At 58.0% G+C, this 21,735-nt stretch carries 20 protein-coding genes; 8 read left to right on the forward strand and 12 right to left on the reverse strand.

Annotated features, from left to right (window positions below; translation table 11 throughout):
- Positions 1-93 precede the first annotated feature (93 nt).
- The 3 genes from HCU74_RS18485 to HCU74_RS18495 all read right to left on the reverse strand — a co-directional run bounded on the left by HCU74_RS18485 (position 94) and on the right by HCU74_RS18495 (position 3,380).
- On the reverse strand, positions 94-1,137 hold the full coding sequence (locus tag HCU74_RS18485; protein WP_168451920.1) for an ABC transporter ATP-binding protein: 1,044 nt from the start codon (positions 1,135-1,137) through the stop codon (positions 94-96).
- A gap of 104 nt (positions 1,138-1,241) precedes the next feature.
- Complete coding sequence (gene argF / locus HCU74_RS18490; RefSeq protein ID WP_168451921.1) at positions 1,242-2,156, reverse strand: ornithine carbamoyltransferase; 915 nt, start codon at positions 2,154-2,156, stop codon at positions 1,242-1,244.
- Positions 2,157-2,189: 33 nt separating this feature from the next.
- The gene (locus HCU74_RS18495; protein WP_168451922.1) at positions 2,190-3,380 is read right to left on the reverse strand and encodes an aspartate aminotransferase family protein; all 1,191 of its coding nucleotides are present in this window, start codon (positions 3,378-3,380) and stop codon (positions 2,190-2,192) included.
- Positions 3,381-3,796: 416 nt separating this feature from the next.
- On the opposite strand from HCU74_RS18495, the gene HCU74_RS18500 reads away from it, so the two are divergent.
- The 3 genes from HCU74_RS18500 to grxD all read left to right on the forward strand — a co-directional run bounded on the left by HCU74_RS18500 (position 3,797) and on the right by grxD (position 8,291).
- Positions 3,797-6,187: a TonB-dependent receptor gene (locus HCU74_RS18500; protein WP_168451923.1), complete on the forward strand. Its 2,391-nt coding sequence runs from the start codon at positions 3,797-3,799 to the stop codon at positions 6,185-6,187.
- A gap of 130 nt (positions 6,188-6,317) precedes the next feature.
- Positions 6,318-7,847, forward strand: coding sequence for a hydantoinase B/oxoprolinase family protein (locus HCU74_RS18505; protein WP_168451924.1), 1,530 nt, complete (start codon positions 6,318-6,320; stop codon positions 7,845-7,847).
- A 111-nt stretch (positions 7,848-7,958) separates the two neighbouring features.
- The gene (gene grxD / locus HCU74_RS18510; RefSeq protein ID WP_168451925.1) at positions 7,959-8,291 is read left to right on the forward strand and encodes a Grx4 family monothiol glutaredoxin; all 333 of its coding nucleotides are present in this window, start codon (positions 7,959-7,961) and stop codon (positions 8,289-8,291) included.
- A gap of 58 nt (positions 8,292-8,349) precedes the next feature.
- On the opposite strand, the gene HCU74_RS18515 is transcribed toward grxD, so the two are convergent.
- The 4 genes from HCU74_RS18515 to HCU74_RS18530 form a co-directional block, all read right to left on the reverse strand.
- Positions 8,350-9,285 (reverse strand): sterol desaturase family protein, encoded by a 936-nt coding sequence (locus HCU74_RS18515; RefSeq protein ID WP_168451926.1) that lies wholly within the window; start codon positions 9,283-9,285, stop codon positions 8,350-8,352.
- 6 nt (positions 9,286-9,291) lie between these two features.
- Positions 9,292-11,475, reverse strand: a complete 2,184-nt coding sequence (locus HCU74_RS18520) for a TonB-dependent receptor family protein (protein WP_168451927.1) — start codon at positions 11,473-11,475, stop codon at positions 9,292-9,294.
- A gap of 12 nt (positions 11,476-11,487) precedes the next feature.
- Complete coding sequence (locus HCU74_RS18525) at positions 11,488-12,726, reverse strand: imelysin family protein (protein ID WP_168451928.1); 1,239 nt, start codon at positions 12,724-12,726, stop codon at positions 11,488-11,490.
- 82 nt (positions 12,727-12,808) lie between these two features.
- Complete coding sequence (locus HCU74_RS18530; protein WP_168451929.1) at positions 12,809-14,311, reverse strand: DUF4856 domain-containing protein; 1,503 nt, start codon at positions 14,309-14,311, stop codon at positions 12,809-12,811.
- Positions 14,312-14,617: 306 nt separating this feature from the next.
- Between HCU74_RS18530 and HCU74_RS18535 the strand changes: the two genes are divergently transcribed.
- Positions 14,618-15,076 (forward strand): hotdog fold domain-containing protein, encoded by a 459-nt coding sequence (locus tag HCU74_RS18535; RefSeq protein WP_168451930.1) that lies wholly within the window; start codon positions 14,618-14,620, stop codon positions 15,074-15,076.
- 51 nt (positions 15,077-15,127) lie between these two features.
- Here the strand turns inward: HCU74_RS18535 and bfr are convergent, their stop codons facing one another.
- Positions 15,128-15,613, reverse strand: coding sequence for a bacterioferritin (bfr, locus tag HCU74_RS18540; protein WP_168451931.1), 486 nt, complete (start codon positions 15,611-15,613; stop codon positions 15,128-15,130).
- Between the two features lie 247 nt (positions 15,614-15,860).
- Positions 15,861-16,058, reverse strand: a complete 198-nt coding sequence (locus HCU74_RS18545; protein WP_168451932.1) for a bacterioferritin-associated ferredoxin — start codon at positions 16,056-16,058, stop codon at positions 15,861-15,863.
- 255 nt (positions 16,059-16,313) lie between these two features.
- On the opposite strand from HCU74_RS18545, the gene HCU74_RS18550 reads away from it, so the two are divergent.
- Positions 16,314-16,916 carry a peroxiredoxin gene (locus tag HCU74_RS18550; protein WP_168451933.1) on the forward strand — a complete coding sequence of 201 codons (603 nt, stop codon included), beginning with the start codon at positions 16,314-16,316 and terminating at the stop codon, positions 16,914-16,916.
- A gap of 361 nt (positions 16,917-17,277) precedes the next feature.
- Here the strand turns inward: HCU74_RS18550 and HCU74_RS18555 are convergent, their stop codons facing one another.
- From HCU74_RS18555 to pyrC, 3 genes are all read right to left on the reverse strand, one after another.
- Positions 17,278-17,865 carry a superoxide dismutase gene (locus HCU74_RS18555; protein ID WP_168451934.1) on the reverse strand — a complete coding sequence of 196 codons (588 nt, stop codon included), beginning with the start codon at positions 17,863-17,865 and terminating at the stop codon, positions 17,278-17,280.
- A 154-nt stretch (positions 17,866-18,019) separates the two neighbouring features.
- Positions 18,020-18,652, reverse strand: coding sequence for a ribonuclease T (gene rnt, locus HCU74_RS18560; protein ID WP_168451935.1), 633 nt, complete (start codon positions 18,650-18,652; stop codon positions 18,020-18,022).
- On the reverse strand, positions 18,652-19,686 hold the full coding sequence (gene pyrC / locus HCU74_RS18565) for a dihydroorotase (RefSeq protein ID WP_168451936.1): 1,035 nt from the start codon (positions 19,684-19,686) through the stop codon (positions 18,652-18,654). Before pyrC ends, rnt begins: the two co-directional genes overlap by 1 nt.
- Positions 19,687-19,874: 188 nt before the next feature.
- On the opposite strand from pyrC, the gene HCU74_RS18570 reads away from it, so the two are divergent.
- From HCU74_RS18570 to HCU74_RS18580, 3 genes are read left to right on the forward strand one after another with little or no spacing between them, the layout of a single operon-like run.
- Positions 19,875-20,426, forward strand: a complete 552-nt coding sequence (locus HCU74_RS18570) for a shikimate kinase (RefSeq protein ID WP_168451937.1) — start codon at positions 19,875-19,877, stop codon at positions 20,424-20,426.
- Positions 20,427-20,454: 28 nt separating this feature from the next.
- A complete protein-coding gene (locus HCU74_RS18575) occupies positions 20,455-20,964 on the forward strand; it encodes a 6-pyruvoyl trahydropterin synthase family protein (RefSeq protein ID WP_168451938.1) in 510 nt (169 codons plus the stop codon).
- A 12-nt stretch (positions 20,965-20,976) separates the two neighbouring features.
- Positions 20,977-21,681 carry an SDR family NAD(P)-dependent oxidoreductase gene (locus tag HCU74_RS18580; RefSeq protein ID WP_168451939.1) on the forward strand — a complete coding sequence of 235 codons (705 nt, stop codon included), beginning with the start codon at positions 20,977-20,979 and terminating at the stop codon, positions 21,679-21,681.
- Positions 21,682-21,735 lie beyond the last annotated feature (54 nt).

Below are 21,735 nucleotides of genomic sequence, written 5' to 3' on the forward strand. Positions count from 1 at the left end.
GGCTTGGTAATGTTGACAGTTGGCGTCGCCTAGACGGATTAATCATAAGAAATTTTTTTTTATGCTTGCCGGGTTTTGCGGCAAACGCGGCGATCACTGTTCGCGTTTAAAGGCGATCAAGTGCTCGAGGTCGGTGCTGATATTCAGTCGGTCGCCCACCTGGAAATCGCAGTGACTCGGCAGCAGGGCTTCCACGCGGCTCCCGGTGGGCAGGGTCAGGCTATAGAGGGTGGCGCTGCCGGAAAATACCTTTTTTTCGACGCTGGCCTGCAGGCCGCCAATATCGCTGAGCACGATGTCGTCGGGCCGCAGTAGGACATCGACCGGGGTGCCACTTTCCCAGGGATAGGCGCGGTTGCCAATCAGCGCACCAAGCTCGGTGTTGACAGTGTTGGGCTCGGTGCCGATCAGGCCGGGTAAAAAACACCCCTCGCCGATAAAATCTGCAACCGTACGGTTGGCGGGTTCATGGTAAAGATTGAAGGGCGTGTCCCACTGTTGCAGTTGGCCGTGGTAGAGCAGGCCAACATGGTCACTGAAGGCAAAGGCTTCCTGTTGGTCGTGGGTAACCAAAACGGCGCTGATGCCCAGTTCTTTCAGAATATCCCGAACCTCCAGGCTAAGCTTTTTGCGCAACTCCGCATCGAGGTTGGAAAACGGCTCGTCCATCAGTAGCAGGCGTGGATTGGGTGCCAGTGCCCGAGCCAAGGCTATGCGCTGTTGTTGTCCACCGGACAGCTCATGGGGATAGCGTTTTTCCACGCCCTCCAGTCGCACCAGTGCCAGCAGGCGTTCCAGTCGGTCGCGGCGCTCCTTTCCACTAATCTGTTTCAGGCCGAAGCAGATATTGTCGGCGACGTTCAAGTGGGGGAACAGGGCGTAGTCCTGAAACACCATGCCGATATGGCGCTGCTCGGGCGCCAGCTGGTGGCCGGGCTCGCTCAAACACTGCTCCCCCAGCAAAATGCGCCCCTCTTGCAAGGGCTGGAAACCGGCAATGGCGCGAAGAATGGTGGTTTTGCCGCAGCCGCTGGGGCCGAGCAAGCTGCAAATGTCGCCGGGATTGACGTGGAAGGAGACATCCTCAACAACAGTGGAGTCGCCGTAGCGACAGGCAATGTTTTTGACTTGCAGCATAGGCTACAGCGGGCGAGACGCGAGGTGCGAGACGCGAGACGCAAAGCCGCAATTGCCAGGATGGTTTTGCATCTCCCGTCTCCCGTCTCCCGTCTCCCGTCTAATCATGCCTCCGCCTCTTTGAGCAGGAATTCCATCAGGGCTTTCTGGGCGTGAAGGCGGTTTTCCGCTTCGTCCCATATCACGGTATCGGGGTTGTCCATCAGTTCGGCGCTGATTTCCTCGCCGCGTTTGGCGGGCAGGCAATGCATATACAGTGCGCCGGGGTTGGCGTGGGCCATGAGGGCGCTATTTATCTGGTAGCCGGCCAATTTGCGGCGGCGTTCGGCTTTTTCTTCTTCCTGCCCCATCGATGCCCAAACGTCGGTGACCAGCAGGTCGGAGCCTTTGGCGGCTTCGATGGGATCGCGAACAATTTCGACCCGGTCGCTGGCGTCGGCAACGAGGTCGGCGCGGGGCTCGAAGTCTTCCGGGCAGGCGATTTTCAGGGTGAAGTCAAACTGCACCGCCGCATTGATATAGGACTGGCACATATTGTTGCCGTCGCCGACCCAGGCGACTTGCTTGCCCTTGATGCTGCCGCGGTGCTCGACGAAGGTTTGAATGTCGGCCAGCAGCTGGCAGGGGTGGTAGTCGTCGGTCAGGGCGTTGATGACCGGCACCGAGGAGTACTCGGCAAATTTTTCGATAATGCTGTGTTCGAAGGTGCGAATCATCACAATATCGCACATCGACGAAATCACCCGCGCGCTGTCCTCGGTGGGTTCGCCACGGCCGAGTTGGGTGTCGCGGGGCGATAGAAAAATCGCGTGACCGCCAAACTGGGCCATCCCCGCCTCAAAAGAGATGCGGGTTCGGGTCGAGGCTTTCTCGAAAATCATGCCCAGCACATAGTTGGGGAATTGCACGCTGGATTTGCGTGCCCGGTGCTCGGCCTTGAGTTCTATGGCGCGTTGAATCAGCGCCTCCAGCTCGTCGGGGCTGAGGTCGTTAAGGGTGAGGAAGTGTCTGAGTGCCATACGGCGGCTACCTTTGCTGCAAATCGGCGCGGCTTACGCGGCGCCGGACTGGGCGGGCCACTGTGCAATCAGTGGACAAATGATATCGAGCAGCGCGTCGATATCTTCCCGAGTAATTATTAAGGGCGGTAGTAAACGCACCACCCGGTCCGAGGTCACATTAATCAGTGCACCTTTTGCCAGTGCCTGAGCAACCAATCCGCCGCAGGGGCTGTCCAGCTCGATGCCGACCATCAAGCCCAGGCCGCGAATGTCCTTGATATGACTGACGCCTTCAAGGCGCTTCTTCAAGCCGTTTTTCAGGTATTCGCCATTGTCGCGAATTTGCGCCAGCATCTCGTCGCCGCGCAGGGTGTTAATCACTGCCAGACCGGCGGCGCAGGCCAGTGGGTTACCACCGAAGGTCGAGCCGTGGTTGCCGGGCTGAAACAACGCTGCAGCCTTGCCCCGGGCCAGGCAGGCGCCAATGGGCAGGCCGTTGCCGAGTCCCTTGGCGGTCACCAGGACATCGGGCAGCACATTGTAGTGTTGGCAGGCGAAGTAGCGGCCAGTACGGGCATTGCCGGTTTGGACTTCGTCGAGCATCAGCAGCCAGTCATTGGCGTCGCAAAGTTCACGCAGCTGTGCGAGGTATTCCGGTGGCAGTGTGTGCAAACCACCTTCGCCCTGAATGGGCTCAATCAGCACTGCGACGACGCTGTCGTTATTGGCGGCGATGGTTTTCAGCGCGTCGATGTCGCCAAAGGGCGCACGGGTGAAGCCCCGCACCAGAGGCTCGAAGCCCGCCTGTATCTTGCGATTGCCCGAGGCAGTCAGTGTCGCCAGGGTGCGGCCGTGAAAGGCTTGCTCCATCACAATGATATGGGGAATTTCAATATTGCGTTTGTGGCCGTGCATCCGCGCCAGTTTGATGGCCGCTTCGTTGGCTTCCGCGCCGGAGTTGCAGAAAAAGACGTTGTCCATGCCGCTGACTTCGCACAGCGCCTGGGCGAGTTCTTCCTGACGCTTCACGCTGTACAGGTTGGAGGTGTGTAGCAGTTGGCCGGCCTGTTCCTGAATCACCCTGGTCACCACGGGGTGGGCGTGGCCGAGGGCGTTGACACCCACACCGCTGATGCCGTCGATGTAGGCCTTGCCGTGCTCGTCATACAGGCGCACACCCTCTCCGCGAACAAAGCTGACGGGCAGACGACCGTAGGTGTTCATCAGAGCAGGCTGTGTCATCGGTATCGATCTCCAAGTAGCACGCAGCTGTTATGCGGCGGCATTTAAAACGCAAAAAGGCAGCAAGTGCTGCCCGGATCAGACCGCCAATCATATAAGGAAGGCTGTGTAAATTCTAGGGTAAATGCACGGGCAGTGCGGCGTTGAGGGAATATCGTGCCCTCTGGCGATATTCTGGCGGGTTTGCGGTGAATGTTGCCGGGCATGTTTATTGTGCTGGCGTAAGGAAAGCGTTAGTGTAATCATTGACAACATTGCATCTTTTTGGTGATTTATGCGGCAAATATTTGAAGTTTTGCTATACCAGTTAGGGATGATGCAATGACATGGACGTGGGTTGCTGTGAATTACCGCTCTGGCCATGTCGGCTCGGGGCGCCAACCATAACAATAGATGACTGCTCAGTGGAGAGACTCATGATAAATCCGACCTACCGTTTTCGGCGCAATGCGCTGGTGCTGGCTATATGCAGTGCGCCCTTGCTGGCCTTTGCCGAAGGTGAGCGCGCGCTCGAAGAGGTGGTGGTGACCGCTCGTAAGCAATCTGAAACCCTTCAGGACGTGCCTTTTTCCATCGCGGCCATGACCGAGGGCAAATTGCAGCAGAGTGGGGCCACCGACCTCGAGTCAATGGCGACCAATGTGGCGGGTATTTCCATTCAGAACCTCGGTCCCGGCCAGAGTCAGGTGTCCATTCGGGGTATCTCCGCCGGCCAGATTGTGCGTGACCAGCCCGGTGTGAAAGAGCAGGTGGGGGTTTATTTCGACGAGTCGGTGATCTCCATGTCGTTGTTTACCCCGGATCTCGATTTCTACGACATTAACCGTATCGAGGTGCTGAGGGGCCCGCAGGGCACTCTGTTCGGCTCGGGCTCGCTGTCGGGCACCGTGCGCTATATTTCCCAGCAGCCGGACTTTGACGGCGTCAGCGGGTCGCTGCAGGCCTCTGGCGAGCGGATTGATGAAGGGGGCAGTGGCGGCAGCATGAAGGGCCATCTGAATGTGCCCCTGAGTGATAAGGTTGCCCTGCGTCTGGTGCGCTACTACCAGGAGTACGGCGGATTTATCGATGCCCATCAGCCCGACGGCAGTGTGAAGTCGGATGTTAACGATGGTGTCCGCGAAGGTGGGCGTCTGGCGGTACTGATTCAGCCCAATGACCGGCTGAGCATTACTCCCCGTGTCGTTTTCCAGAAAATCGATATGGACGGGTTTAACCGGGAGGATGATTACAATATCCTCGGCAACCCTTATACCACCAGCCGTACCCCGTTGAGTCTTGGCGATTACGAGCAGTTCACCCAGTTGGAAGAAAGCTTTGAGGACGACTTTGCGCTGGCTGATCTCACTATCAATTATGACCTTTCTGACTCGGTAAGCATGACCTCGGTCACTTCCTATACCGACCGGGATGTATTGGTGCTGCGCGATGCCACCGCACTGAACGCCAGTATCACTGGCGGGTCTTACGGCGAGAGTGAGGCGATTTACACCCTGGATGCACCGCTTTACGACCGCACCTCGGCGGAGGTGGTAACCCAGGAGTTGCGCTTCAGTGGTTTGGAAGGGCCGCTGCAGTGGGTAGCGGGTTTGTTCTACAGTGAGGTAGAGCGTCATTACGGTCAGTCGCTGTTGGTGGCGGGCTTCGAGGACAGCAACCCCCAGCATCCTGATCTGGCTGGACCTACGGCGGGTCAGCGGGCGTCAAAGGATGAGTTGTTCTATTCCGATATTCCCTATGAGCTGGAACAGTACGCCCTGTTTGGTGAGGCTTCTTACGACCTCAGTGAGAAGACCATGATTGTCGTAGGGGCACGCTTCTTTGACTACGAGGAAACCCGCGTTCTGACCTTTGACGGTTTGTATAACGCCACCACCATCGATAAGCCAAGCAAGGTGTCATCCGACGGCGTGTCGCCGCGGGTTATGCTGCGCCACGACCTGAGCGACGATGTAATGGTGAATGCCCAGATTTCCAGGGGCTTCCGTTTGGGCGGCATTAACGACCCGATCAACGTGCCTCTGTGTAGCCCTGAGGATGCAGCGACCTTTGGCGGACGTGACAGCTTTGAAGATGAAACACTTACCAACTATGAAGTTGGCAGCAAAATGACTCTGATGGGCGGTGCGGCAACCTTGAATGCGTCGCTGTTCTATAGTGACATAAAAGATCTGCAGGCTACCGTGACAGCGGGTACCTGTTCTTCGCGCGTGGTGTACAACGTGCCGGAGGCTCATAGCACGGGCATGGAAGTAGAGTTCTTCGTGCGACCTGCTGCGCAGTTTGAGCTGGGCTTTTCGGCCAGTTATGTGAAGGCGGAAATCGACTCGGACGTGACCTCGACCGATACCAACAACGTGACCGCTGTGGTGGGCGGTATTCGCGAGGGTAACGATATGCCGACTGCACCGGGTCTTGAAATGGCCGCGACGGCAGCCTGGTACTTCCCCTTGCACGACTCCTGGGAAGGCTATGCCAATGCCAGCTATCAGTATGTGGGTGAGCGTTATACCCAGATTGCTGACCAGGAAAACAACGCGCGCGGCAGTGCCACCCTGTTCGCCAATGTGGGCGGCCCGTTGACCCAGTCTACTTATGATTACGATCGCGAATTGGACAGCTACACCCAGCTGAACCTGCGCTTTGGCGCTCGTAACGAGAACTGGGATGCCGCTTTGTATGTGCGCAATGCTACCAACGAGAAGGCAGACCTGTCGCTTGATACCGAGCGTGATGGTCGAGCTCGCGTTGGCCACCACGTCAGCCAACCCCGCACGTTGGGTATCACTGCTCGTTATACCTTCTAGTCGATCGACCCTGTCAGAGCGCTTCGCGCTCCTTTGCGGCCCTTCGGGGCCGCCTTTGCTTTGGCACACCACTTCTGGCCTCTGCCTGCCCCATTGGCGATAATGGCGGGATTACAGCGGGGGAAGTCTGATGAGTGAACAACAACTGGACCCGGTTCAGCTCGGTCTGTTTGTCAGCCGTCTGGAGTCGGTGTGCGAGGAGATGGGGGCGGTGCTTCAGCGGGCGGCCTTTTCCCCCAATATCAAGGATCGACTGGATTTTTCCTGCGCTATTTTTGATTCCCGGGGGCAGCTCTGTGCCCAGGCGGCCCATATTCCCGTTCATCTCGGCAGCATGGCCTACGCTATGGCTGATATTGTCGGGCAGGCCCCGTGGCAGCCGGGCGATATGATGGTACTCAACGACCCCTTCATGGGGGGCACCCACTTGCCCGATGTTACCGTGGTGGCGCCGATATTCCTCGACGACAAGCTCCAGGGTTTTGTCGCAAACCGCGCCCACCACGCCGATATTGGCGCATCAACGCCGGGTTCGATGCCCCTGTCGGAACGCCTCGACGAAGAGGGGGTGGTGATTCCGCCGACCCTGTTGCAGCGTGCTGGCGTGTTGCAGCAACACTTGCTCGATGATTGGTTCGGGCCGGGCGAGCACGGCGATTTTATCGCCCAGCTCAGCGCCAACCGTGCCGGGCTGCGGCGTATGGGCGAATTGCTCGATAGCCTTCCGGTGTCCTTCGGTGACGCGGCGGCGCAGCTACAGGATTATGGCGAGCGTATTGCCCGCCAGCGTCTCAGCGAACTGCCCCAGGGAGTATTTACCTTTGTCGACTATATGGATAGCGATGGCTTTGGTGCCACCCGCCTGCCGATTCGCGTTGCCCTGACGATTGCCGGTGACCGTGTGCACTTGGATTTTGACGGCACGGCGGATCAGGTGCGGGGGAATATCAACTGTCCGCGCTCGGTCGCCGCGGCGGCGGTATTTTATGTGTTTCGCTGCTTGATGCCGGAAGCCGCTCCGGTGTGTGCTGGCCTGTTTCGGCCCATCAGTCTGGCGGTGCCCGAGGGTTGCCTGCTTAATGCCCGGCGTCCGGCAGCGGTTGCCGCGGGCAATGTTGAAACCTCCATGAGGGCGACCGACGTGGTACTTGGGGCGCTGGCACAGGCCGCGCCGGAACTGGTGCCGGCGGCGGCCCACGGCAGTATGAATAATGTGGCGATGGGCTCATTGCAAGGGCAGCCCTGGCATTATTATGAAACCCTGGGCGGTGGTAGCGGCGCACATCGCGAGGGTGCCGGTTTAAGTGCGGTGCAGTGCCATATGACCAATACCCTGAACACTCCGGTCGAAAGCTTGGAAATGCACTACCCCCTGCGCATCTGCGAGTACGCGATACGTCGTGGCAGTGGCGGCGCCGGGCAGCATGGTGGCGGCGATGGCTTGGTGAGGGAATTTGAATTTCTTGCCGAAGCCCGTTTTACCTTGCTCACCGAGCGCCGGGACATCGCCCCCTGGGGGCTGGCGGGGGGGGAAGACGCTGCCTGTGGTGAAAATTACTTTAATGGCGTGCGCCTTCCGGGCAAGGTCAGTGCTCAAGCGGGGGTGGGGGATCGCCTGCGTATAGAGACTCCGGGCGGGGGTGGCTGGGGCGTTCTCTAGTGGCACGCAGTGTACGGATTACAAACGGCGGCGAAATTGCTAGAATGTCGCGAAAGATTTGTCCGGGTTTTAATTCATCGGTTTGCCGGAGACCGACACGGCAGGTGGTTAATGGATACTATCGAAGCAATCAAACAGCAAATTGAAAGCAATCCCATCATTCTCTACATGAAGGGTTCACCGAATCAGCCTCAATGCGGGTTCTCGGCGCGTACCTCCCAGGCGGTTATGGCCTGTGGCGAACGTTTCGCCTTTGTCGATGTGCTGGCCAACCCGGAAATTCGGGCCAAGTTGCCGGAATATGCAAATTGGCCAACCTTCCCTCAGCTGTGGGTCAACGGCGAGCTGATTGGCGGCTGTGACATCGTTTGTGAAATGCATGAAAGCGGCGAGTTGCAAACCCTGATTAAAGAAGTGGCTGCGGCGCAACCTGCCGACAAATAAGCCCCTTCCGGTACCATAAAAAAACCCGGCCCTTGCCGGGTTTTTTTATGGTCGTCGTTTAGACCCGCTCAGGAATGGGGCCAGGGTGACCAATGGCCTTATCGACATCGACAATCGCTGAAGGGTGTTCAGTGGCGGAAAGCCCGAATTCAAGTGCTCCCTCACGACGGCCGGGACGCCAGCTGCCGGCGAGGCGATCCCATAGCGCCAGGCAAGTGCCAAAATTAATGTCGCGGTGCTCGGCAGCGCTGGAGTGGTGGAGCTGGTGCTGGGCGGGGCTGATAAACAGGCGCTCCAGTGGGCCGAAGGACAGAAAAATGGGCGAGTGGCGCAGGTTGGCCCCCAGCGCGTTGAACAGAAAGCCGAGCAGGTCGACACCGAGGATGTCCAGTCCCGATACCTGTCCCCGAAACAGGTAGACAAAACTGCCCGAGACCACACTGAATACCAGTAGACCGCGCAGGTAATACAGACCCATTTCCACGGGGTGTACCCGGTGAACGGTAATCGGGGTCAGCGTTGTGGCGCTGTGGTGGGTGCGGTGAATGCGCCACAGCAGCGGGTTGCGGTGCATCGCAAAATGCAGGCCGAAGCGGCTGAGGTCTTCGGCAATAAAAAAGGTGATGGTGTAGGCCACGGCGATGGTGAGTGGCGAAAGTGCGAGTGCGGGGGCGTCGCCAAAGGTGCTTTGCAGCCAGCTGCCAACACCGATGGTCCCGGCCAGATGACTGCCGAACAGCGGCACCAGTAACAGCCCGCGCAGGCCGGTGTTCAGCGTCAGCAAGCTGTAATCGACGGAGGTAGAGCGGTTGAACCAGTAGCGGCGATTAAACAGTGCTGCGAGCTGGGCGCCGGGCTTGAAGCCCCGCTGTTGAAGACTGACGGTGACAGAGGCCAACACGAGGGCGCTGAGGATAAAAACCCAAAACAGCCGCCGGCCCGGGTCGAGGGGAATCGACGCGACGGCCAGCAGACTGTTCAGCAGATCGTTCACTGTGGATCAGAAGCTGTATTTCGCCCGCAAGCGCGCGGTGCGAGGTTTGTTGGGACGGGCGCCAAAGGGGCGCAGCGACACGACGGCTTCCTCGTCGAAGAGGTTGTCGATGCTCAGCTGAAGCGTCCACGCGCCGTTAACAAACCAGCTGGCCGAGGTATCTACCGTAGTGTAGGCGTCGGTGTGGGCCACCTGGCTGATCGACTGCTTGCCCGCCTGGTCGCGCATTTCACTTTGATGGCTCACCGCGATATGGGCTGCCCAGCGGCTGGCCTCCATGCCGACCTGCAGACGGCCAATGTGCTCGGGAAGGTAGGGCAGCTCATCCCCGGCTTCGACATCGCCCCACTGAGAAAAAGTACTGGCGAAGTCGGTTTGAAAGGCGGATTCGGTATAGGTGTAGGACAGCTGCAGCAAACCGGTGAGCCCGGGGGCCACCGGGCGGCGCCATTCGCCGGTCAACTCCAGACCGGCGATTTCGACATTGTCGCCGTTGAACTCTTCTCCGGCGGTGCACTCGGGGTCACTGACCCGGCAGCGGCCCAGCAGGTTGTCGTAGTCGCTGAAGAAACCGATGGCGTCTACCGACAGCTGGTCGCTGGTGTAGCGCAGTCCGTATTCATAGTTGATGCTGATCTCGGGGTCTACACTATCGCTTGCCGAGGGCGCGGCGGGAGAAAAGCCGCGATTGACCCCGGCGAGCAGGCCGACGCGGTCGGTGACTTGCCAGAACACGCCGATTCCTGGCAGTAATACGCTCTGTGATTTGTTGTTGCGGCTGTTACTGAGATAGTCGTCGTTGTTGCCGTCGATAGTTTCACTGCGCAGGCCCGCGGTGATGTTCACATTGCGCCAGCTGATGGTATCGACAACGAACACGGCCAGTGCGTCGGTATCGGCTTCGTTCAGGGTTTTATCACCGTAGTCCTGTCCGTCTGACACCATCCTGCCGTCGGTCATCAGGTAGCCGCTGATGCTGTGGTCGCGTTCAACGTAGTCCCGGTGCAGCCGCACACCGGTGGTGAGGTTGTGCTCGGTGCTGCCAAGGTTAAAGCGATAGCTCAGGTTTGATTGGATTCCCATCGAGCCGTAGCGCCGGTCGTTGTTGGTGACATCGAGGGTTTCCGCATCGCTGCCGTCAGAGTTGATTTCGCCGCGAAGTATGCCCAGTTCCCGAGTAAATATCTCGGGACGGCTGAGTACGTCGCGAATGGCCACGCCGTCGATAAAGCCGTCCAGCTTGTGCCAGGCGCGATCAAACTGGTTCCAGTAAAGTGCGCTGTTGACGCTGATGTCGTCAGACAGGGTGAATACATGGCCCAGGTGGATCTGGCTGTGTTCCGAGGTAAAGGCGTCGAGCTGGCTTGCCGCATAGCGGCGGTAAGGATTGGCGTCAAAGTCGCTCTGGCTCAGGCCGAGATAGGTTTCGTCGGCCTCCTCATCGGCAAAGCCGAGCTTGAGGGTGAACAGGTGGTCGCGACCGTTTTGGGTGTCTGGCTGCCAGCTCATTTTTACATTGAGATCATTGCGCTCAAAACCGGTATCGCCGCCGCCATCCAGCTCCTTGAAACCGTCGCCGCTGTAGCGCAGCAGGTCGATGGCGTAGCCAAAGCTGCCCCGGGTCTCACTGCTGAAGTACTGGGCCTTCTGATAATTGTCGCTGCCGTAGGTCAGGTCGATTTCGCGAATGGCGGTTTCGCTGATGGGACGGGTAGCAAAGTTAATCGCGCCGCCCACCGTGTGCGGGCCGTGGTAAATCGCTGATGGCCCCTTGAGGACTTCCACCGCGCTGATGCGGCTGACGTTAGGGATATAGTAAGCCGAGGGGGCGCTGTAGGGGGCCGGGGTAATCAGAATGCCATCTTCCATGATGGTGACCTTTTGACTGCGCTCGGAGGTCGCCCCGCGAATGCCGATATTGGGACGCAGGCCGTAGCCGTCTTCCTCGCGAATGTAAACGCCGGGAAGTGAACCCATAACCTGGTTGAGGTCGGAAAAGTCAAAGCGCTCGAGCATTTCCTCATCGATCAGCTGGGCTGAGCCGCCGAGTTTGGCAATGGCGTCGCGGCCACCGGTCACCAGCACTTCCTCGCGGGGCGGAGTGTGGCGGGGTTCATCGGCATAGCTGCACAGCGGGCTCAGCAGAGCAGCGGTCAGCCCGGCAGCGGTAAGACGTATAGCGGTGTTCATGTACCCTTTTCCTTAATCGTTGTCTGACTGGGCGCGGTCGGGCAGGTCGACATCGACCGCTGCAACAAAGCCTACTTTCAGGGTGTCGGTAATACGGCGGATATAGCCGTAGAGGTTGCAGACTGGCACCGTCCGTGCCGAATCCGGGTTGCCCGCAGCCGCTATGCAGGCCTCTTTGCTGGCGTCATCGTTGATGCTGTTGAGCTGTTCGCTCAGGGAGGTGGTCATGGCATCAATTTCCGCAAGCGCCAATTGGCTGTCGGCCAACAGCTTGTCGGTGACTTCAGGAACTCCAGCCTGTTCGATCACATCGTCAAAACCCAGGCCGTCGCCGCCCTTGAGCAGGGTGATGAAGGACTGCAGGTTTCTGCGAATATTATCCAGACTGGTCTGGGCAAAGCGCGATTCCACCACGGTGGGGCAGGTGCGCTGGCTGCAGCCGCTGTTAATTCCAGTGGGAATGCCCAGCTTGCTGTCCTTGGTTTCCGTATCCAGGTAAAACAGTGCGTCCGACAGGGCTTTCAGGCTGTCGTTCAGATTGCCGGGGTTAATAAAGGTCGACCGGTAGTTGCCCCCGTTGGTTTCCCATGCGCTGGCCAGGCTGTCGGCGGCCTGAGCGACGTCGCCGGCCAGGCGCCGTGCATAATTGCAGCGCAATTGTTTGCGTTCGTTTTCCGGGCGGCTGTTCCAGTCGCTGGTTTGGCTTACCTGATCGGGGCAGGTGTGGCTCAGATTGGTGTTAAACAACAGGTATTCGATGGCGCCAAGACCGCGCTGATTGCTGGCGCGGTTGCTGACGGAAAAGTTCGCATCGCTGTCGGCAATCACCACAGATTGGTCGATACCACAGGTGCTGACAAGCGCGCTTCGGCTGTAGGAATGAATGCGATTGCGCAGTGCGCCACTGTTTTGCAGTACGGGGCCGAGCTGGTGTAGCTCGGTGAGTTGCCACTGGCTCATGGCGTCGCGCCAGGCGGTCTGTGCGGCGCTGCGGGTGCTGCTTTCGTCGGCGCTACCAATGGCGTTGCAGTACTGGGCAAGGGGCCCTGTGTCGGCGTTGAAGTCGGCAGATTGCTGGGCGAAAGTGTCGTAGTTAGGCACAATGATTGTGTCGGTGTAGTTGGCCAACATGCCCACAAAGTCGAAGTTTTCCGCTGTCACCGCGGTGCTGCCGCCCCCGTTGTTGTCGACGCAGGCGGCGAGGGGAAGCAGGGCGGCCAGCAAAAGGCCAGTACGGATTTTGTTCATCATAATTCAGTGCTCTCAACACGCAAAAAAGGCGCCCAAAGCGCCTTTCCGATCAGGGCGCGCACGGCGCGCCCGTTGCTGTAGTTTACCAGTTTTGGACGTCGGCATCCGCAAAACCGTAAGCTGTTTTAAGTGTGCTTCGGGCAGCTTCGAGTTTGGCGATGTAATCGTCGATGGCAGCCTGGGCGGTGCCGCTGGCCGCTACGCCATTCTGTGAGCCATCGGCCAGTACCGGTGCGTCGCCCATGTCGGCCAGCAGGGTTTTCAGGCTGTCGACGGTAATGCCGCTGACGCTGCCGTCGCGGAAGGGCGAGAAGGGGCTGAACTGCAGTCCCAGGGCAAAGCCCTTCATTTCGCTCCAGTGCTTGGCGAGGTTGGTGAAGTTTTCAACGCTGGCAAATTCACCATTGCTGAATTCACCCATATCGGCAATCACGTCATTGATATAGTGAACCACCGTGGAGGCAATGCATTTTTCCCAGGTTTTGGCAGCAGTGGCAATGTGGCTGTCGAGTTCGCTCTGTTGTTCGCTGCTGAGCGCGGTTGTCGATGCGGCGTATTGGTTGAGAATAAAACGGCCCGCCAGGAAGGCATCGAAAGTAGTCTTGGAGAAATCGGTGCCACTCTGGCTACCGCGGTCGCGCTTGGCGCAATTCACCGAGTTGGCAAAGTTGATTTCGCTACGCAGGTCTATGCTGCCGTTGCCATCGGTGTCGTGATAGCTGCCGGAGTATGCCTCGCGGCCACCGGCACCGGAAATTTCCTCGTCGGTATAATCGTTGTAGTCTCGGGCCGCACCGAAGTAGCCAAAGGCCTCATCCCACTTGTGCTCGGCAACAGTGTAGGGGCTGCTGCCGTCCTGGGTATTTGCGCCGGCAAAGTCGGTCAGCAAGTAGTCGTTGGTGCCCTGGGAGAAGTTTACTGCGCCGAGAAGGAATTTTTGAATCAGCTGGCGGAAGTCGCGGCCTTTTTCATCAACATAGACAGTGTCTACCTGAGTGGGTACGCCGTTAACGGTAATGGTGGGCGCGGTGCCGTTGGTGGCCAGCTCAGCGATATTTTCGATATAGCGGGTAACCAGGTGGATGGGACGGTCATTGGCACCCAGTTCGGCCCAGCCGAAAAATTCGTCGTTGATCAGTTTGCCAAACTCACCGCCACCTGTGCTGTTGCCGCCGGCAATCTTGTCGGCCAGATTTTTGCCGGTAGAAATGTCGCCGTAGGTGGGGCCGGGAATGACGGTTTCACCTTCCAGGGCATATTTGTAGTTGGTGTTATCCACATCGCCGCTGATGTAAAACTCCAGCTCAGCCTCAACTTCTGCCTGACTGCGGAGAGGGTTGTCGGTAAGGTCGAGAATAGTGGCGACCAGATCTTCGATCAAAATTTGACGGGCGTTTTGGCCAGTGTAGCTTACCGCGCTTTCCCCTTCAGTGATCTGACTGTCAAAGCTGTAGGTCGTGGGGACCTGTGGGGTATTGTCACTGCCGGTGGGGGTGCTGCCGCCACTGCTGCTACCGCCGCCACAGGCGCCAAGCAGGGTAAATGCCGCAGCCAGTGCGGTCAACGCGGTTTTGTTTGGCTTCATATTCTGCATCCTTAGTCAGCTTTCTGTCCGCTGCTCCGTGTGCTCAGTGGTTGTCGGGCGTGGACAGCCCCGGTTGGGGCGAGGTTGTTATACGCGCCGGAGGGGGCGCTGGAAATCAGGCTGGTATACTACATGCAAATGAGAATAAAACTCAAGTAGATTCCCATCCCGCGCTGAAAATTATTCGGGAGGAGGGTGTTCGGGCGAACACCTTGGCTGAAATCACGCGGTATCGCGATGGCGCGGTCAATGGTGGTATCGCCCTGCGCTGCTATGGTGGCAAGTGTCTATTTGCGGAGTAATACCATGAACCCAATGCTGAAAACCTGGCGGCGCCTGTCTGCTTATCCCGGCGGCAAACGCCTGTTCTCCAAAGCGGTCTGCCTGAAGGCCCCGTATTTTTCGACCATTTCTCCGCGGTTTGAAGAGCTGGATACCGGGCGCGCGGTGGTGCGTATTCGCGAGCGCCGTGGTTTGCACAATCATATCGGCACCGTACATGCGATTGCGCTGTGTAATTTGGCCGAGGTGGCGGGAGGTCTGACCAGTGAGGTGTCCATGCCCAGAGGAATGCGTTGGATTCCGGCGGGTATGACGGTGCGCTACTTGAAGGCAGCAAAGGGGGTGTTAACCGCCCATGCGCAGATGCGCGCCATCGAGGTAGGGGAAAAGGGCGAAGTGCCGGTGAATGTTGAAGTCAAAAATGAGGCGGGTGAAGTCGTGTTCACGGCTGAGATTATGATGCACGTTTCTCCGGCCAGATAGCGTCGGAGTTGCTTCACCCGGGGCCACCGGGTGAAGTTGTGTCGCGCTGGCTCAGGAAGATTCGCCCAGGCCACCCATCATTGATTGTTGATAGTTTTGCAGTCCAACCTTGTCGAGCAGGCTAAGTTGGGTTTCCAGCCAGTCGATATGCTCTTCCTCTGATTCAAGGATTTCTTCCAGCAGCTCGCGGCTGATGTAGTCGCGCACCGATTCGCAGTACTCAATGCCGTCTTTCAGGTCGGGCACGGCCTTCAGTTCCAGGCTGAGGTCGCATTCCAGCATTTCCTTGGTGTTCTCGCCAATCATCAGCTTGCCGAGATCCTGCAGGTTGGGAATGCCTTCAAGAAACAGGATGCGTTTAATCAGCTTGTCAGCGTGTTTCATTTCGTCGATGGACTCGTGGTACTCGTATTCGGCGAGTTCCTTCAGGCCCCAGTCTTCAAACATTCTTGAATGCAGAAAATACTGGTTGATGGCGACCAGCTCATTCCCGAGTGCCTTGTTGAGGTGGGCAATAACCTGACTGTCACCTTTCATGATTGTCTCCTTGGAGTGGCCGGGTAGCGGCGAATGGATAGTAGAGCACTAGTGTGGCCCGTCGACGCCGACAAAGTCAAGCTAAGTTATTGATTTTTATGGTATATTGAAATGTTAAAGCCAATCGTTCGCAATTGCCATTTGCTACTGTTAGCAGTTCCGTAAGGGGGCTGGAGGCGTGTCGGTATCAAAGGGCTGCTGGCAAAAGAGGGGGGGGAGGCGTTGAATAAGGGCGGGACGGGCGGCCTCAGGCCGCCGCGTAACACAGGGATTCGTCGAAGTTTTTCAGGTATTCGTCGTAGATGCTGCGGGCCAGGGTGCCACACTTGCCACATTGGCTGGCCAGGTCGAGGTCGCGGCGAACCTGGCGAAAGCTGCCAGCGCCGTTATCTACGGCGTCGCGGATATGCTTGTCGGTAATGCCCTTGCAAAGACAAACGTACATACAAAGTACCTGTGGCGATAGGTCGTGATGGGGCGTGGCCCGTGCTTGTGAGTCTAAAGTTAATAGAAATGAGAATGCTTGTCAATTAGCAGTGGTTCCCATTACGCAAAATTAACGATAGCGAATGGCTATTGGGGCGATTGGAATTTTCAATGGGATTGGCCGTGGGCGCCGTGTATGATTGCGGATCGACTCCTTATACAACAGTGCGTTCTGCACTATTCTTCTACGTTAAAAAAACCGGAGGTTAATAACATGGGTGTTCTTGTTGGCAAGCCAGCTCCAGACTTCACTTGCGCAGCGGTACTGGGCAACGGCGAGATCGTTGACGAGTTTACGCTGAGTGAAGCAATCAAAGGCAAATACGGCCTGCTGTTTTTCTACCCGCTGGACTTCACTTTCGTATGCCCTTCAGAGCTGATCGCTCTGGACCACCGCATGGATAAATTCCGTGAGCTGGGCGTGGAAGTGATCAGTGTGTCAATCGACTCACAATTCACTCACAACGCGTGGCGTAACACTGCCATTAAAGACGGCGGTATTGGCCCTGTGACTTACACCATGGCTGCTGACGTTCGTCACGACATCTGCCGTGCCTACGACGTTGAAGCTGAAGGCGGTGTGGCCTTCCGTGGTGCCTTCCTGATCGACAAGGAAGGGCTGGTGCGCTCACAGCTGATCAACGACCTGCCGCTGGGCCGAAACGTTGACGAGCTGGTGCGTTTGGTTGAAGCGCTGCAATTCCACGAAGAGCACGGCGAAGTGTGCCCTGCTGGTTGGAACAAAGGTGACAAAGGTATGGATGCGTCACCGACTGGTGTTGCTGCCTACCTGTCTGAGAACTCAGACAAGCTGTAAGTCAACGCGCAAGTGTTGGAAAAACCCGCGGTGCCGAAAGGTGCCGCGGGTTTTTTTGTTTGCGAGACGTGAGACGCGAGATGCGAGACGGGGGGCGCGAGAGCAGACCGGCGGTGCAATGCGCCGGGGATGAGTTGTTGGGCCTTTGCGCTTTCCGTTTCCCGTCCAGCATTTCCACCGCACAAAAAAAGCCCCACCAATGGTGGAGCTTTCCTCGAATCACCAGAACACTATTCAGCGTCTAGCGTCTAGCGTCTAGCGTCTAGCGTCTAGCGTCTAGCGTCTAGCGTCTAGCGTCTAGCGTCTAGCGTCTAGCGTCTAGCGTCTAGCGTCTAGCGTCTAGCGTCTAGCGTCTAGCGTCTTACGCTGCGAAGTTTGCGGCAGCAAATTCCCAGTTAACCAGGTTCCAGAAGCCTTCTTCCAGATACTTGGGGCGAGCGTTGCGGTAGTCGATGTAGTAGGCGTGTTCCCATACATCGGCGGTCAGCAGGGGCGTTTGACCTTCGCGGGCAATCGGAGTGTCGGCGTCGTCGGTATTGACGATCTCGAGGCTGCCGTCGCTGTTTTTAACCAGCCAGGTCCAGCCGGAACCGAAGTTGCCTACAGCTTTGGCGTTAAACGCTTTCTTGAACTCGTCCAGTGAGCCAAAGGCTTTGTCGATGGCTGCTGCCAGGTCACCGGTGGGTGCGCCGCCGCCATTGGGGCTCAGGCTGTTCCAGTAGAAGGTGTGGTTCCACACCTGTGCTGCCTGGTTGAACAGGCCGCCGCTGGAGGTCTTGATGATTTCTTCCAGGGTTTTGCCTTCGTATTCAGTGCCGGGAACCAGCTCGTTCAGCTTGGTCACGTAAGCGTTGTGGTGCTTGCCGTGGTGGAATTCCAGTGTCTCGGCTGAAATGTGGGGTTCCAGGGCGTTTTTGTCGTAAGGCAGTGCGGGTAATTCAAATGCCATGATTTGTCTCTCCTGACGTTTACGGGTTATGAATGTGACGTTTGTATAATCATTTTGTGTAGCACGGTAGTTGTAGACCAGGCTGCTCTGGCAAGTTCACTGTTGGCCTGCATTGGAGTGCAATGCAAATACGGGGCCTGCATGAGCCGCTGGCTCAGGGCCAGCGCCATCCCCCCAGCTGCTGCCAGCGATTGACGATCTGGCAAAACAGTTCAGCGGTTTTCTCCGCGTCGTAGGCGGCGCTGTGGGCCTCGCTGTTGTCAAAGTCGATATCCGCCAGTTGGCAGGCCTTGGCCAGCACCGTATGACCGTAGGCCAAGCCCGCCAGGCTTGCGGTGTCCATCACTGAAAACGGATGAAAGGGATTGCGCTTGATGCCGCTGCGCTCGATGGCAGCCAGAACAAACCCGAGGTCAAAATGCGCATTGTGACCCACCAGAACCGCGCGGGTGCAGTCGTGGGCTTTGACCTGCTGGCGAATCTTTTTAATCAGTTCGCCCATCACCGTGACTTCTTTCTGTGCCTGTCTATCCGGGTTATGGGGGTCAATACCAGTAAATTCAAGGGCGGCGGGTTCAAGATTTGCGCCCTCAAAGGGAACAATGTGGTAGCTCAGGGTTTCATCGGGCTCGAGATTGCCCGCGTCGTCCATTCTCAGCAGGGTAGCGGCAATTTCCAGAATGCCGTCGGTCTGGCTGTTAAATCCGCCGGTTTCAACGTCGATTACCACCGGCAGGAAGCCGCGAAAACGCCGCGCGATCAGACTTTTCCCCTCTGACATCTCCATTACACCACCTGCCAGTGCAGGGTTTCGCCGGCGCGTAGTGGGCGTACGACATCGTCCCCGAGGGGGAGGGTGTCGGGGGCGATCCAGTCACATTTTTGCAGGGTGATGGTGTCGGTGTTGCGGGGCAGGCCGTAGAAGTCGGGGCCGTGGAAACTGGCAAAGGCTTCCAGTTTGTCCAGAGCGCCGGCTGCTTCAAAGGCTTCGGCATACAGCTCGATAGCGGCATGGGCGGTATAGCAGCCCGCGCAGCCGCAATCGGTTTCCTTGCGCTGGCGGGCGTGTGGGGCGGAGTCGGTGCCGAGGAAAAACTTGCTGCTGCCCGAGGTGGCGGCATCGATCAGCGCCTGCTGGTGGGTGTTGCGTTTCAGAATCGGCAGACAGTAGTAGTGGGGGCGAATACCGCCGGCCAGCATATGGTTGCGGTTATACAGCAGGTGATGGGCGGTGATGGTCGCCGCGATATTGCCGGGTGCACTGGCGACAAATTGCGCGGCATCGGCGGTGGTAATGTGTTCGAGCACGATTTTAAGGCTGGGGAAGCGCTCGCAAAGGCCGCGCAGGTGTCGGTCGATGAACACGGCTTCGCGGTCGAATATATCGATGTCGGCGTCGGTGACCTCGCCGTGAACCAGCAGGGGCATTCCCAGCTTTTCCATTTCCGCGAGTGCCGGACCGAGGGCGTCGACCCGGGTAACCCCGGCATCGGAGTTGGTGGTCGCCCCCGCGGGATACAGCTTGACGGCCTTGACGATACCCGAGGCCGCCGCTTCGCGGATGTCCTCCGGGCGGGTGTTGTCGGTGAGATACAACACCATCAGCGGTTCCAGCTGGTTGCCGGCTGACGGACGCGCTGCGCAGATACGCTCATAATAGGCGCGGGCTTCATCCAGATTGCGCACCGGCGGTGTCAGGTTGGGCATGACTATCGCACGGGCAAAATAGCGGCTGGCGTCGGCTACAGTGTGGGTCAGGGCCTGGCCATCGCGTAGGTGGATGTGCCAGTCGTCGGGGCGGGTAATAAGCAGGGTTTGCATGGTTTTGCCTGTCAGGTTTAGACGCGAAATGCTACAGGAATAGGCGGTCCGGTTAAAGCCGCTGCGGCGAATTCAATGGCTGATGGCGCGCGGGCGGCGGCGAGGCTTTGCCAGTGGGGGCAACACTGTGGCAAGCTTCGCCGGCAATCGGGCGCAGGGGTGGCAACAGGCGACAGTTGGGGGGCAGGATGCAGGGAATTATCTTGATCGGCATGCCCGCCAGTGGCAAGTCGACCATTGGCAGAGTGTTGGCGGGCCAGTTAAACCGGCCATTTGTGGACGGCGACGACGTGATTGTTGAAAGTGAGGGTATGGGTTTGCAGACCCTGCTTGACCAGCACGGCTATCTGGCGCTGCGGGAAGCGGAAGAGCGGGCGTTGATGGCAAAGGAGTTCCACGGTGTGGTGCTGGCGACCGGGGGAAGTGTGGTCTATAGCGACCGACTGGTTCGGCATTTGCGCCGCTTTGGTCCGTTGGTTTATCTTGCCCTCTCTTTGCATGAGGTGCGCGGCCGCCTCAATAATTTTGCGACTCGCGGCATCGCCTGCGCGCCGGGCGCCTCGCTGGAAGAAATTTACGCCGAGCGCGAAGCGCTCTATGTCCGTCATGCCGACCTGGTGGTAGCCGCCGGAGGCCAAAGCGAGGCAGAGCTTGCCGAGTCAATTAAACAGGCCCTGCGTGATGGTGGCTACCATGACGCCCTGTTGCCCGGTAACCCGCTAACGGGAAGCCCGCATTAGAACAGTACAACGTAAGGAATGGTCGTTTATGGCAGTCAGCACGGTTACGTGTATCGAAATTTCCAAGGAAGACCTGAAGTTTTCTGCGGCGCACTTCACTATTTTTTCAGCCACTGAGCGGGAGCGTCTGCACGGCCATAATTTTCGTGTCAGCCTCGACCTGACCGCCGAGGTGGGTGAAAACGGCATGTGCTTTAGTTACGTGGAAATAAAACGCCGCTTGCGCGCTCTGTGCGCGGCGCTGGATGAGTACACCCTGCTGCCGGGGGAATCGCCTTTTATGCGTATTCAGCAAGAGGGGGAGTTTTATCGGGCTCAGTTCAATGGCGAGCAGCTGCCTTTTGCCGTTAGCGACACCCAGGTGTTGCCGATACGCAATACCACCGTTGAGGAATTCGCGCGTTATTTGCTGGAACAATTGCTGGCCGACGCCGCCTTTGTGCAGGGCAATGATATTTATGAATTGGTTATGAAAGTGTCGTCGGGCCCTGGACAGTCTGGCTCTGCGAGCTGGCGGCGAACCGACACAGAGAGCTAACTGGGGAGAACTATGGCAAAGCTGGTCATTATTACCGGGGGGAGTCAGGGAATTGGCCGCGCGACGGCGCAGCGGTTTTTGGCCGACGATTACCGGGTATTCAATCTGTCCCGGCGGGATATCGCGTTGAGCGGAGCAGTACAGATTTCTGTGGATATGGTTAATGTGGACTGGTTGTCGGCCTGTGCTGAACAATTGGTGGCGGCGGCAAAGGAAGCCGACGAGGTTGTGCTGATCCATAACGCTGCCCGCCAGGAAGCGGATGCTATCGACAGCCTGGACGGCGCCGCCTTTCGCGACGTGTTGCAGGTCAATCTGGTCGCGCCACAGCAATTGAACAACCTGATGATTCCCCATATGAAACCGGGGTCATCGATATTATATGTGGGTTCGACGTTGGCAGAAAAAGCGGTGAAGGGGTGTGCGTCATATATTGCCAGCAAGCACGGTTTGGTGGGGTTGATGCGCTCGACGGTGCAGGATCTTGCCGGGCGGGGTATTCATAGTAGCTGTGTATGCCCGGGCTTTACGGATACCGGAATGCTTCGCGGCCACATCGGCGACAACCCGGAGATAATTGCGGCAATCACCGAAAATGTATCGGCGGGTCGTCTTATCGACCCTCAGGAAATCGCTGATACTCTGCACTTTTGCGCCAGGTCGCCGGTGCTTAGTGGTGCAGTGATTCACGCGAATTTGGGCCAGATTGAGCGCTGAGCCCTCAGGCTGTATAGGTTTTTCGGCCCTGGTGCGCGCCATTCAGTCGCGCAC

The organism is Spongiibacter thalassae, from assembly GCF_012272835.1.
GTDB lineage: Bacteria > Pseudomonadota > Gammaproteobacteria > Pseudomonadales > Spongiibacteraceae > Spongiibacter > Spongiibacter thalassae.